An 11,255-nucleotide genomic window follows, 5' to 3' on the forward strand; every position below is an offset into this window, starting at 1 on the left:
AACGCCGCATGGCTCCACGGTTATTCATAGAACTAGCCAGCCTTGAGTGTTGCAATGTTCACGGCAATCCATTGCTGACCAGTCCACGCGGCCTCGAAGAGTTGGGCCGATGGCATAGGCCGGCTCTCATCTGTCCGTAGGTGGCCTGCGGGGGCGTAGTATTCCATGTCGTCTTGCCGCAGTTGGACCACTGCCTGATACCTATTTTCAGGAGTTAAGAGAAAATCCGAGTGCGTATCTTGAACGTTGATTTGAGACTTCGCCATCCAATCGTCACCCGCGAATCCCCGGTCAACAACCTCGTAGTAGTTCAAGCAAGTTGTGCATTCCGGACTGCTGATCGCCTTTACAAGCTCCACATCGCCAGTTTCATAGCCGTAATTCGCCGCCTCATACCAATACCGGGCAAACGCCTCGAGCCCTTCTTTCGACTCGACCTTTGCTTCCTCCGGCATCACCGGCAACGGAACGTTCTCCGCCGGGCCCTCAGCCGACGCGGGCTTGTACGTTGCGCTGGGAGTGGGGGTCGGCGTCGGCGTTTCGGAAGCCGTGGCAGCCGGACTTGAAGGCGACTCACCTGCGCCGGAATCCCCTGAATCGCCCGACGCTCCCGAGCACGCCGTCAGGAACAGCAACACGACCGCAGCCGCGGCGGTCGCAAGCCGCACTCGGACAGGACGGCGGAGAACTTTACTCATTCGAAAACCCCCAAGGCTGGGTGGGCCGCGAGACAAAATCAAGCAGTCGGTCCGGCCATAGTAATCAGGCCGCCGCCGAGCCTAGCGACTTATCCACAGGGCACCAGAGTGGCTGAAAGAAATCAGCTTGCTTATAAATGAGCCATTTGGCAGTATCGTCTGAACGTGGTCCAGCAGCTGTCCACCCGGTCCTACCTCCGCGGAGCCTGCTGTGAACCCCCTGACCCCTATGACCCCTACCGCCCCGGCGGCCACACCGATGCCACACGACCTCGGCACCCTCACCACCACCGACCTGCAGGAACTGGCTGCCTCTGCTGCCGAAGACCTCGCCGGCAACCAGAACGGTGAAACCAAAGAACGCTACCTAGCCGTCCTATCCGCGTTAGAGGAACGCCATGATGCGAACCGCGGACGCGAACGTGCCTTGAGGACTCACACGGTGACGCCGGAGAACACCACTGTCTACAACAACCGCCTGCACGGCCGATACGAGCTCTTCGTCAACGGAACCCTGGCGGCCTACCTCGGGTACGAAATGCACCGCGGCGAGCTCTGGGCCCTGCGAATCACAGTGGACCCGGATTACCGGTCCAAGAAAATCCAGACCCTGCTCATCGAGGAAGTCCTCGCAGATTCCCTGCGCCGGCGTGTGGCGGTATTGCCCTTCTGCCCGGAGACCCGGGAGCACCTAGCCGCCAAAAGGGAATACCACAAGCTCGTGCCGCGCGAGCATTGGCCCCGTTTCACGCTCCGGTCCCCGCGCAAATCACGACGGCGGCGCGCAGCTTCCGCCGCCACGGCAAGCAAACCCGCGGGCAAGCAAACCGGGAGCCAGTAAACACCGCAGCTAATCCGCGTTGCGCAGTGAGGTCAGCATCTCCCGAAGATCCCGGTACTCCTGTGTCTCCCGGTACCGCGAAACGCCTTCGAGGTATTCCTCCTGTGACGCCCCGGAACCGGCCGCGTACTCCCCCGCGAACCGTCCCCCGCTCGACTCGGTCAGTGTGAAGAAGTCGAACAGCCCGCACTCCGGACTCTGCTGCTGCCCGCTCACCACGGCGTAGGTTGCCTGCGCCGCCCGGCCTCCGGACGGCGCCAGGGAACGGTAAACAAAACGCTGGTCGGACCCCTGTTTGGACTCCAGCGCCGGCATCGGCACGCTCTCATACTCCACGTAGGACGCGGTTTCGGCGGGTTCGGTGCAGCTCAGGTCCGTGATGATGCCGGTGTCCAGCCGGGCAAGCACGCGCCCGCCGTCGTCGACCACTTCCAGGGACACCCCGCCCGCCGGATCATTGGCGCGTGCCGGAAGCTCCCGGATGTCCCAGCCGGAAGGGTGCTCGAAACTGAGACTGCTATCCGCCGTCGTATAGCTGGACCATTGCGGGGCGGACGACGTCGGGCCCTCCTGCGGCGGAGCAGCACAGGATGAGATACTGGTGAGGAGCAATGCTGCCGCGAGCAGGCCACTGTTACGGGCGGTTATGTTACGAGCCATGGCTTTACGGGCGGTGCTGCCACGGGCGGTGTTACGGTATCCCACATCTACTCCCGGAATGTCCGTGTCCGAAGACAATGCTACTGGCGGCCCGCAGTTGAGCACATAGCGTTCGGAGCATCCCCGGCGCATCTTGAATGACCCGCCGGACGCCCGGCAGCAGTTCCCGTGCAACGCAGCACTCATCAGCGCCTGCACTGTGGGCGCCTACCCGCCTTAGGAGGTTCCTATTACCGATACAGCCGCTGAACACGACATCTACTTCGGAGCCCCGGAACCGGATCTCGAACCGGAGACCCTGCTCGCCGCTTCCCCCGCGGTGCTTCAGCGAGTGGAGCAACGAACCAACGTCGCCCTGGTCAAGGGACGCCTGGCCCTCATGGATACAGGACTCACGCCGCACGAGGCCATGGTGGAGGACCTGCTCTTCGTGCGCCGTGTGCTCGACGACGCCGGTGTGACCTACCTTCTGGTGCGCGGGAATGACCAGCGGCCGGTCATCGCCGTCGACCTCCGGATGCGCCAGCAGCTGCGGAAGGCGATGGTCGAGGCCTGCCGCGACGAACCGTTCTACGCCCGCACCGTCGATACTAAAAAAAGCCGGACCCTGCTGATCGCAGACGGCGACCTCTCCTCCATCGACAAAGCCCGGATCATCCGGGTGTACCGTCCGCGGGCGTTTACCGGCACCAATCTGCTGATTTCAGGCTCGGCCGGCGTGCAGATTGAACTCTGGGACCTGGAGGGCGAGAACATCACCCTGCCCGTGGAGAACTCCCTGACCCGCCGCACCCTGCCGGCGGCCGAGGTGGTCCGCGGCACCGTGGAAAAGCACGGACTGGTTTGGCCGACCATCGAGAACATGTTCGCGGACCATGCCACGGACATCCGGTTCGACATCGATCTGGTGTTCTCCTGGGTGGACGGCAGTTCCCCCGAGTTCCAGGCCGCCCGTGCCGCGCGGATGAGCGGCGCCGTGGTGGGCGAAGGCGATGACCACGAGGCCCGGTTCCGGCAGATCAACGAATTGAGATACGCCCTCCGTTCGGTGCACATGTTCGCCCCCTGGATCCGCCGCATCTTCATTGCCTCTGACTCGCCGCGGCCCAGCTGGCTGGCTGAGCACCCGTCCGTCACCTTCGTGCCGGCGTCGGAGCATTTCAAGGACCCGTCCGTGCTGCCCACCCACAACTCCCAGGCGGTCGAGGCCCAGCTGCAGCACATCCCGGGACTGGCGGAGCACTTCCTGTACTCCAATGACGACATGTTCTTTGGCCGTCCGGTTGCCCCGGACATGTTCTTCTCCCCCGGCGGGATCACCAAGTTCATCGAGGCCAGCACCCGGATAGGCCTGGGCGACAACGATTCCGAGCGCAGCGGCTTCGAAAATGCCGCGAGGGTGAACCGGCGGCTGCTCTGGGAACGCTTCGGCCGGGTCACCACCCGCCATCTGGAACACACGGCAGCTCCCCTGCGCCGCAGCGTCCTGCTGGAAATGGAGGAGGAATTCCCCGAGGAGTTCGCCTCCACGGCCGCAAGCACCTTCCGGGCCAAGGACAACATCTCCGTGACCAACTCGTTCTACCACTACTACGCGCTGCTCACCGGCCGGGCGGTCACCCAGGAAACGGCAAAGGTGAAGTACGTGGACACCACCAGCTACGCCGGCCTGAAGGCGATGGACCGGCTGCTCGCCAAACGCCACAAGGACATGTTCTGCCTCAATGACGGAAGCTTCCCGGAAGTCCCCGCGGCGGAACGGGCCGAACGGGTGACAGAGTTCCTCGAAAAGTACTTCCCGGTCCGGGCACCCTGGGAAAAGTAGGGGATTAAACGACGACGGCGCGGAACGCACCAAAGTGCGCCCGCGCCGTCGTTGTTTGAAAGCTACTTACCGGGTAACTACCACGTGCTCATTGGGCACGCAGTGGGTCATGGTGAGGCCTTCGACGTTCCGGGGACCGTTGTGGCCCAGGTTCTTCATGCGCTCGGTTTCTTCCTCGTTGAGCGTCTGGGTGGCCAGCGGGCCGAGATCCTTGATCTCGTCCAGGCTGATGCCCAGACCCTCGCCGACGCGTGCGCCCAGCTCGTCGTCGCTCATGTAGAAGTGCCAGAGCATGCGCTCCTGCACCGGGCGGACAGCCTGGCCGACGTTGGCAATGAAGTTGGCGACCAAGTCGTCCTTCTCCCACTGCTCCATCAGCTGGTAGCGCTGGCCGGCCTGCATGTAGTCGTTCGTGCGGGGCAGGCGGGCGCGGGTCAGGCGGCCCTCAAGCTCGGGGCCGACCTCAGCCTGTTCCGGCTTGGATGCTTCCTGCAGGCCGCCGGTGATGTTCGGCTCGTAGTTCACGTGCGGGTTCTGGCCCGGCGCGAGGTCGGTGCCGAAGGACATCTGGCCGCCGCGCTGGTTAGTGGCGACCCGGGCGTTCTTCGCGGAGTTCACCGGAAGCTGCAGGTAGTTCGGGCCTACGCGGTAGCGCTGCGTGTCGGAGTAGCTGAACGTACGGCCAACAAGCATCTTGTCGTCGGAGAACTCCAGCCCGTCAACCAGGACACCGGTACCGAAAGCGATCTGCTCGTTTTCGTTGTGGTGGTCCGTGACGTTGCGGTTCAGGGTCATGGTGCCCACGTACTTGGGCTCAAACTCCTGCTCCGGCCAGGTCTTGGTGTCGTCCAGCGGATCGAAGTCCAGTTCCGGATGATCGTGGTCATCCATAAGCTGAACGTACAGGTCCCACTTGGGGTAGTCGCCGCGTTCGATGGCCTCGTAGAGGTCCTTCGAGGCGTGACCCAGGTCGTTGGCCTGAATGTTCGCGGCGTCTTCCTCGGTCAGGGACTTCACGCCCTGCTGCGGGAGCCAGTGGTACTTGACCAGCTTGGATTCGCCTGCGGCGTTGACCCAGCGGTAGGTGTTCACACCGAAGCCCTGCATGTGGCGGTAGTCCGCGGGGATGCCGCGCGGGCTGAAGAGGTTCACCAGCATGTGCATGGCTTCGGGAGTCTGCGACATGAAGTCGAAGATGCGGGCCGGTTCCTGGCGGAAGGTGACGGGGTCCGGCTTCAGGGAGTGGATCACGTCGGGGAACTTGATGGCATCGCGGATGAAGAAGACACCCAGGTTGTTGCCGACCATGTCCCAGTTGCCGTCTTCGGTGTAGAACTTGATGGCGAAGCCGCGGGGGTCGCGTGCGGCCTCGGAAGAGTCACGTCCGCCGATCACGGAAGAGAAACGGATGGCAACATCGGTCTTCTTGCCGGGCTCGGAGAAAAGCTTGGCGCGGGTGTACTTGGCAATGGGCTCGTCGCCCCACTTGCCGGAAGCCTCGAACTCGCCGTATGCCACGAAACCGCGGGCGTGGACTACACGCTCGGGGATCCGCTCACGGTCGAAGTGGCTGATCTTCTCGAGGAGCTGGTAGTTCTCCAGCGTGGCCGGGCCACGAGCTCCCACAGTCCGGGTGTTCTGGTTGTCGTAGACCGGGTGTCCCTGGCGTGTGGTCAGGGTCTTCGGGTCTCCGGCGTCGTTCTGGCCGGTAGTGGAATGCTGCTGTCCTGCGTCTGTCATAACGTGTGCTCCTCGGTGGTGAGGTCTATTGCTGGCTGGCAATACTACCTACTCCACTCTCTTGCAAGGGTAGGGACAGAGTCAAGTTCATAAGCAACCTGATAGTGGCGGTCTGGAGGTGCTGTTGGCACACTGTGTGAATGACTAATGAAGAGCTGCCGCCCGTGGTTGAACTGTCTTCAGAAGAAAGCTGGAAGTATCTGGAACACACGCATCACGGCCGCATTGCGGTCAGCGTGGCTAACCGCCCCAGCATCTATCCCATCAACTATCTGGCGCACGACGGCGTACTCCTCCTTCGCACCGCACCGGGCACGAAGCTGGCGGAAATGGCCGTCAATACTCACGTCGCGTTCGAAGCCGACGGCATCCACAGTGACCAGGCCTGGTCCGTCATCGTCAAGGGGACAACCCGATTCCTGGAGATGGCCGCCGAGATCGAAGCCGCGGACAGCCTTCCGCTGCAGCCCTGGGTTCGCACGGAGAAGTACCGCTACGTGGAAATTGTGCCCGAAACCGTCACCGGGCGGTTCTTCAACCTGGGCCCGGACCCGTCCCGGGACTAGGCGGATGTCAGTGTGAGCGCACCGGGTAGCCGGATACCTGCCTCCGCCAGGCGGGCAGCCGTTTCCTCCGGTCCCACCTGCTCCCCCACGGTGCCGCTTTCCTCCAAGGGCACTACGGAGTGCACCACCGAATCCTCATAGAGGTGGATCATGTTGTAGCCCTGGCCCGCGTCCTGGCCGCGGGTTCCCGGCGTCGCGAGGTCCTGCGTGTAACAGGTGGCTGACGCGACGGACACGGGGATTCCGGCGAAGGTGCTGAAGGTCGAATAGTGCAGGTGCCCGGCAATGATGGCGCGCACATCGCTGCCCGCCAAGACGCCTGCGAGCCGGTGCTGATGCCGCAGCTCAACCAGGACGGCGAGGTCCTGCACGCTGGGGACCGGCGGATGGTGCATTGCCAGAATGGTTCCCTCCGGGGCGGCCTTCTCCAGCTCCCGCCGCAGCCAGGCAAGCTGGCTGTCACTGAGCTCCCCGTGGTGGTGGTCCGGGACGGTGGTGTCGAGGGTGATGATCCGCAGCCCGCCGAGGTGGTGCACCTGGTCCACCGGTGACATTTCCGGAGCCTCGTTGAGCAGGACCTGGCGGAAAGCCGCCCGGTTATCGTGGTTGCCCATCGCCCAGATCACCCGGGCGCCCATCCGTTCAGCGGCAGGGAGAACGATCTCCCGGAGCTTGGCGTAGGCGCCGGCTTCACCGCGGTCCGCCAGGTCGCCGGTGAAAATAAGGGCTTCGGGCCGTTGTCCGCTGTCTTCGAGGCGGGCGAAGAGTGCTCGAAGTTTGGCATGGCTGTCCACTGCGCCATACAGGCGGTTGTCACCCCCGAGGAGATGTGTGTCGCTGAGATGGAGGAGGAAATGACGCGGGCGAGGATGCTCACCCGGGAGGAATTCCATCGGAACCTTCTTGTGTCGACAACTGCTGGGGCGTACCCCTTTATAAAAGCAGACAGGGCGACCGGTGAGTAACCTGTTCCCCCGCGTTTCGGACATTTTTGCCCGGCTATTCGCCACCGTTCGTTCCGGCGTCTACTCTGGCGCAGGCACCGCGGCGGTCGTAGGCTCAGAACTGAATCGTCTGTGAAGGGACCCCCATGAAACTCAGCCACATTCCCCTGCGCCTGACCACGGGCGCCTACATCCTCAACTCCGGACTCAACAAGCGCAACATGGATGCGGAAAGCGCGGCCTACCTGCAGCAGATGGCCGCCAAAGCCTTTCCCCAGGTCCAGGACATTGAACCGGCGAAATTCGGCAAGCTGCTGAGCAACGCGGAGATCTGCGTGGGACTGTCCCTGTTGCTCCCGTTCGTTCCCAGCCGCCTGGCCGGGCTCATTTTGGGCGGCTTCTCCGGCGGCATGATCCGGATGTACCTCAAGACGCCGGAAATGACGGAAGCGGATGGCATCCGCCCCTCCCCCGACGGCATGGGGCTGGCAAAGGACACCTGGATGGCCGGCATTGCCACCGCACTGGTCCTGGACCGCAAGCGGCCGAAGACCAAGGTCAAGGTCGTCACGGTTCCGACGCCGGTGATGGGTACCGCGGCTGCGGTCGGCACCAAGGGCGCCGCCAAGGGTGCTGCCAAGGCCGGCAAAGCGGCCAAAGCCGCCAAGACTGCGAAGGCAGCCAAAGCCGACAAGTCCGACAAGTCAGGGAAGGCCGTGAAGGTTGCCAAGGCGGCCGCAGCCGTGAAGGTTGCCAAGGCCGCCAAGGAGCGTGCCGCGAAGCACGGCGGCAAATAGGCTCTGCGGCTACTGCAGGTCGATGATTCCCTTGACGAGCGCGGACACGGCTCCCAGGTAGGCCAGGACGACGACGACGCGGCGGGCCGTGGACTCGGGAACGTGCGGTGCCAGCCGGCTTCCGGTTCGAAGCCCGGCAACGGTGAGGACGCCGAGCAGTACCCAGAGCCACCAGGCCAGCTGCGGCCACTCCCCCGGGTCTACCACGGCGTGGGCCGCCAGGGTCACGATGCTCAGCGTAGCAAGGAAGGGCTGCATGGTTGCCATGAAGGATGCCTGCGGCCACTTGGCCAGGACTGCGTAGGCGCTCACCGCTGGAACCCCGGCTCCGGCCATGGAGTTACTGATCCCGGCTAAGAGTCCTGCGGCAGCTTTCGGCGAACCTCCGCGCAGCACCATCTCGGTCCGGTTCAGCACCAGGGATGAAGTCAGGGCCGCGAGCATAAAAATGCCGACTCCGATCTCCAGCGGTCCCACCGGAAGGACCGACGCCGCGTACGTTCCCAGCAGCACGCCGAGCGCCGCCGGCACGGCCAGGGAGACGTACATTTTCCAGTCGATACGCTGCCAGACGTGCCGGATCACCAGACCGGCGGCCAGCATGCCGCACACATTAGTGACCACGACACCCGGGTACGGCCCGAGGGCGACAATGAAGAACGGCGCCAGCAGCAGTCCGAAGCCAATCCCGGCCACACGCTGTGCGATTCCCCCAACAAAGACGGCGATCAAGATCGCCAGCAGCAGTCCGGAACTCACTGCCGAAGTCTATGGCGGAAGACTCCCGGCACCCAATTTCGCCGTTTAGGCAAATTACGCAACACCCCGGAAACAACCCGGTGGCAGAATCGGCGCATGTTCCTCACTCCCGCTGATAAGGACAAGCTGCTGCTCAGTGTTGCCGGCATGGTGGCACGGGACCGCCGGCAACGCGGTATCCGGCTCAACTATCCCGAGGCCGTGGCACTGCTTTCGTGCTGGGTGATGGAACGGGCACGCGAGGGCGGGCTGGTTGCCGATCTGATGAGCGAGGGACGCTCGGTCCTGCGCCGCGACGAAGTGATGGAGGGGGTGCCGGAAATGCTTCCGGACCTGCAGATTGAAGCGACCTTTCCTGACGGCCGCAAGCTGGTCACTATTACGGACCCGATCTCATGAGCATGGTTCCGGGCGAGATCCGTACCGCGCAGGGAGACGTGGAGATCAATGCCGGACGCGAGACCCGCAGCCTGGTGGTAACCAACGACGGCGACCGTCCGGTCCAGATCGGCTCCCACTTCCACTTCGCGGACGTGAATTCGGCGCTGCGCTTCGACCGGGATGCCGCTGTCGGCTTCCGGCTGGGCGTCCCGGCAGGTACGGCCGTCCGCTTTGAACCCGGCGCCTCCCGCGAGGTAACCCTCGTCCGGTTGGCGGGCAGCGGCAAGGTTCCCGGCCTTCAACTACGGGGCACCGCGAAGGAAGGGGCCTGAACATGCGGATCAGCAGGGATGAATACGCCCACCTGTACGGCCCCACCACGGGCGACTCGGTCCGGCTGGGCGATACCGATCTTTGGATCAGCCCGGAACAGGATTACACCTTCGGCGGGGATGAATCCGTCTTCGGAGGCGGCAAGAACATCCGCGAGTCCATGGCCCAGTCCACCCGTACTTCCGCCGAGGGCGCTCCGGACCTGGTGATCACCAACGTCGTCATCGTGGACCACTGGGGCATTGTGCGCGCCGACGTCGGCGTCCGGAACGGCCGGATAGCGGGCATCGGGAAGTCGGGCAACCCGGACATCATGGACGGAATCGATCCGGCGCTGGTCATCGGCCCCGGGACCGAGATCATTTCCGGCGAGCGCCGGATCCTCACTGCCGGCGGAATCGACACCCACGTCCACCTGCTGGGCACCGAAGCCCTGCGGGAGGCGCTTGCTTCCGGCATCACGACCGTGGGCGGCGGCGGCACAGGACCGGCCGAAGGGTCCAAGGCGACGACGGTGACGCCGGGCGCCTGGAACCTGCAGGTGATGCACCGGGCGCTGGACCACCTGCCGCTGAACTTCCTGCTCTACGGCAAGGGCAACACGGTCAGCCAGGCCGGGCTGGAAGAGCAGGCCCTTGCCGGAGCCGCAGGCTACAAGGTCCACGAGGACTGGGGTTCCACGCCTGCCGCCATCGACGCCGCGTTGACCGCCGCGGACCGGTGGGGCGTGCAGGTGGCGTTGCACGCGGATTCACTGAACGAGGCCGGCTATGTGCAGAACACGCTGGAGGCGATCAACGGCCGCGGCATCCATGTGTTCCACGCCGAGGGCGCCGGCGGCGGGCATGCCCCGGACATCATCACGGTGGCTGCCGCCGCGAATGTACTGCCGGCGTCGACGAACCCGACTCTCCCCTTCACGGTCAACACCGTGGCGGAGCATCTGGACATGCTGATGGTCTGCCATCACCTGAATCCGCGGATCCCCGAGGACCTGGCATTTGCCGAGTCCCGGATCCGGGCCAACACCATGATGGCCGAGGACGTCCTCCAGGATCTCGGCGCCATGTCCATTACCTCTTCCGACGCCCAGGCCATGGGCCGCATCGGCGAAACGATCACCCGCACCTGGCAGGTGGCGCACGTTATGAAGGACTACATGGGCGCCACGGCGTCCCAGCTACCGGCCGACAATGAGCGGGTGCGCCGCTACATCGCCAAATACACCATCTGCCCTGCAGTGGCGCACGGCATCGACCATGAGGTCGGCTCCGTCGAGGTCGGCAAAATGGCGGACCTGGTGCTGTGGGATCCGGCGTTTTTCGGCATCCGTCCGACGCTGGTGATCAAGGGCGGAGCGATCGTGGCCGGTCAGATGGGAGATCCCAATGCCACCCTGCCCACGCCCCAGCCCGTCTGGATGCGGGAAGCGCTGGCGGGAACGGCGTCGTCGGCTCCGCATCTGTCCACCTCCTTTGTGGCGCCGGCAGCGCTCGAGAACGGATTGGCGGACCGGCTCGGCCTGACCCGGACGCTGACCGCCATCCGCTCCACCCGGGACGTCACCAAGGCATCACTGCCGAACAACACGGCGCTGCCCGACATCCAGGTGAACCCGGAAACCTTTATGGTCAGCATCGACGGGCAGGTCATCGAACCGGCTCCCGTATCCGAGCTGCCCCTGACCCAGCGCTACTCGCTGTTCTAGGGG

At 64.2% G+C, this 11,255-nt stretch carries 12 protein-coding genes; 7 read left to right on the top strand and 5 right to left on the bottom strand.

From position 1 onward, the window contains the following. Positions 1 to 32: 32 nt before the first annotated feature. Positions 33 to 698 (bottom strand): DUF6318 family protein, encoded by a 666-nt coding sequence (locus tag LOC56_RS12345; protein WP_229952542.1) that lies wholly within the window; start codon positions 696 to 698, stop codon positions 33 to 35. A 259-nt stretch (positions 699 to 957) separates the two neighbouring features. Here LOC56_RS12345 and LOC56_RS12350 point away from each other — a divergent pair, with 259 nt between their 5' ends. After that, on the top strand, positions 958 to 1,539 hold the full coding sequence (locus LOC56_RS12350; protein ID WP_229952543.1) for a GNAT family N-acetyltransferase: 582 nt from the start codon (positions 958 to 960) through the stop codon (positions 1,537 to 1,539). A gap of 9 nt (positions 1,540 to 1,548) precedes the next feature. Here the strand turns inward: LOC56_RS12350 and LOC56_RS12355 are convergent, their stop codons facing one another. Then, the gene (locus LOC56_RS12355) at positions 1,549 to 2,199 is read right to left on the bottom strand and encodes a hypothetical protein (protein WP_229952544.1); all 651 of its coding nucleotides are present in this window, start codon (positions 2,197 to 2,199) and stop codon (positions 1,549 to 1,551) included. Positions 2,200 to 2,530: 331 nt separating this feature from the next. Between LOC56_RS12355 and LOC56_RS12360 the strand changes: the two genes are divergently transcribed. Then, the gene (locus LOC56_RS12360; protein ID WP_442860103.1) at positions 2,531 to 4,024 is read left to right on the top strand and encodes a stealth family protein; all 1,494 of its coding nucleotides are present in this window, start codon (positions 2,531 to 2,533) and stop codon (positions 4,022 to 4,024) included. Between the two features lie 66 nt (positions 4,025 to 4,090). On the opposite strand, the gene LOC56_RS12365 is transcribed toward LOC56_RS12360, so the two are convergent. Next, a complete protein-coding gene (locus tag LOC56_RS12365) occupies positions 4,091 to 5,764 on the bottom strand; it encodes a catalase (RefSeq protein WP_229952545.1) in 1,674 nt (557 codons plus the stop codon). Positions 5,765 to 5,904: 140 nt separating this feature from the next. On the opposite strand from LOC56_RS12365, the gene LOC56_RS12370 reads away from it, so the two are divergent. Further along, positions 5,905 to 6,330: a pyridoxamine 5'-phosphate oxidase family protein gene (locus LOC56_RS12370; protein WP_229952546.1), complete on the top strand. Its 426-nt coding sequence runs from the start codon at positions 5,905 to 5,907 to the stop codon at positions 6,328 to 6,330. Here the strand turns inward: LOC56_RS12370 and LOC56_RS12375 are convergent. After that, positions 6,327 to 7,223: a phosphodiesterase gene (locus LOC56_RS12375; RefSeq protein ID WP_229952547.1), complete on the bottom strand. Its 897-nt coding sequence runs from the start codon at positions 7,221 to 7,223 to the stop codon at positions 6,327 to 6,329. The two genes, LOC56_RS12370 and LOC56_RS12375, sit on opposite strands and share 4 nt — an antisense overlap. 197 nt (positions 7,224 to 7,420) lie before the next feature. Between LOC56_RS12375 and LOC56_RS16310 the strand changes: the two genes are divergently transcribed. Then, the gene (locus tag LOC56_RS16310; RefSeq protein ID WP_331460943.1) at positions 7,421 to 8,071 is read left to right on the top strand and encodes a hypothetical protein; all 651 of its coding nucleotides are present in this window, start codon (positions 7,421 to 7,423) and stop codon (positions 8,069 to 8,071) included. Positions 8,072 to 8,080: 9 nt separating this feature from the next. On the opposite strand, the gene LOC56_RS12385 is transcribed toward LOC56_RS16310, so the two are convergent. After that, positions 8,081 to 8,830 carry a sulfite exporter TauE/SafE family protein gene (locus tag LOC56_RS12385; protein ID WP_229952548.1) on the bottom strand — a complete coding sequence of 250 codons (750 nt, stop codon included), beginning with the start codon at positions 8,828 to 8,830 and terminating at the stop codon, positions 8,081 to 8,083. Between the two features lie 96 nt (positions 8,831 to 8,926). Here LOC56_RS12385 and LOC56_RS12390 point away from each other — a divergent pair, with 96 nt between their 5' ends. Genes LOC56_RS12390 through LOC56_RS12400 form a run of 3 tightly spaced genes read left to right on the top strand, consistent with a single transcriptional unit; the run spans position 8,927 to position 11,252 of the window. After that, positions 8,927 to 9,229 (top strand): urease subunit gamma, encoded by a 303-nt coding sequence (locus tag LOC56_RS12390; RefSeq protein ID WP_229952549.1) that lies wholly within the window; start codon positions 8,927 to 8,929, stop codon positions 9,227 to 9,229. Further along, on the top strand, positions 9,226 to 9,543 hold the full coding sequence (locus LOC56_RS12395) for an urease subunit beta (RefSeq protein ID WP_331460944.1): 318 nt from the start codon (positions 9,226 to 9,228) through the stop codon (positions 9,541 to 9,543). Before LOC56_RS12390 ends, LOC56_RS12395 begins: the two co-directional genes overlap by 4 nt. Before the next feature lie 2 nt (positions 9,544 to 9,545). Further along, positions 9,546 to 11,252: an urease subunit alpha gene (locus LOC56_RS12400; protein ID WP_229952550.1), complete on the top strand. Its 1,707-nt coding sequence runs from the start codon at positions 9,546 to 9,548 to the stop codon at positions 11,250 to 11,252. The last annotated feature ends 3 nt before the right edge of the window (positions 11,253 to 11,255 follow it).

The sequence above is a fragment of the Arthrobacter sp. zg-Y179 genome, assembly GCF_020907345.1.
In the GTDB taxonomy this organism is placed as follows: domain Bacteria; phylum Actinomycetota; class Actinomycetes; order Actinomycetales; family Micrococcaceae; genus Arthrobacter_B; species Arthrobacter_B jinronghuae.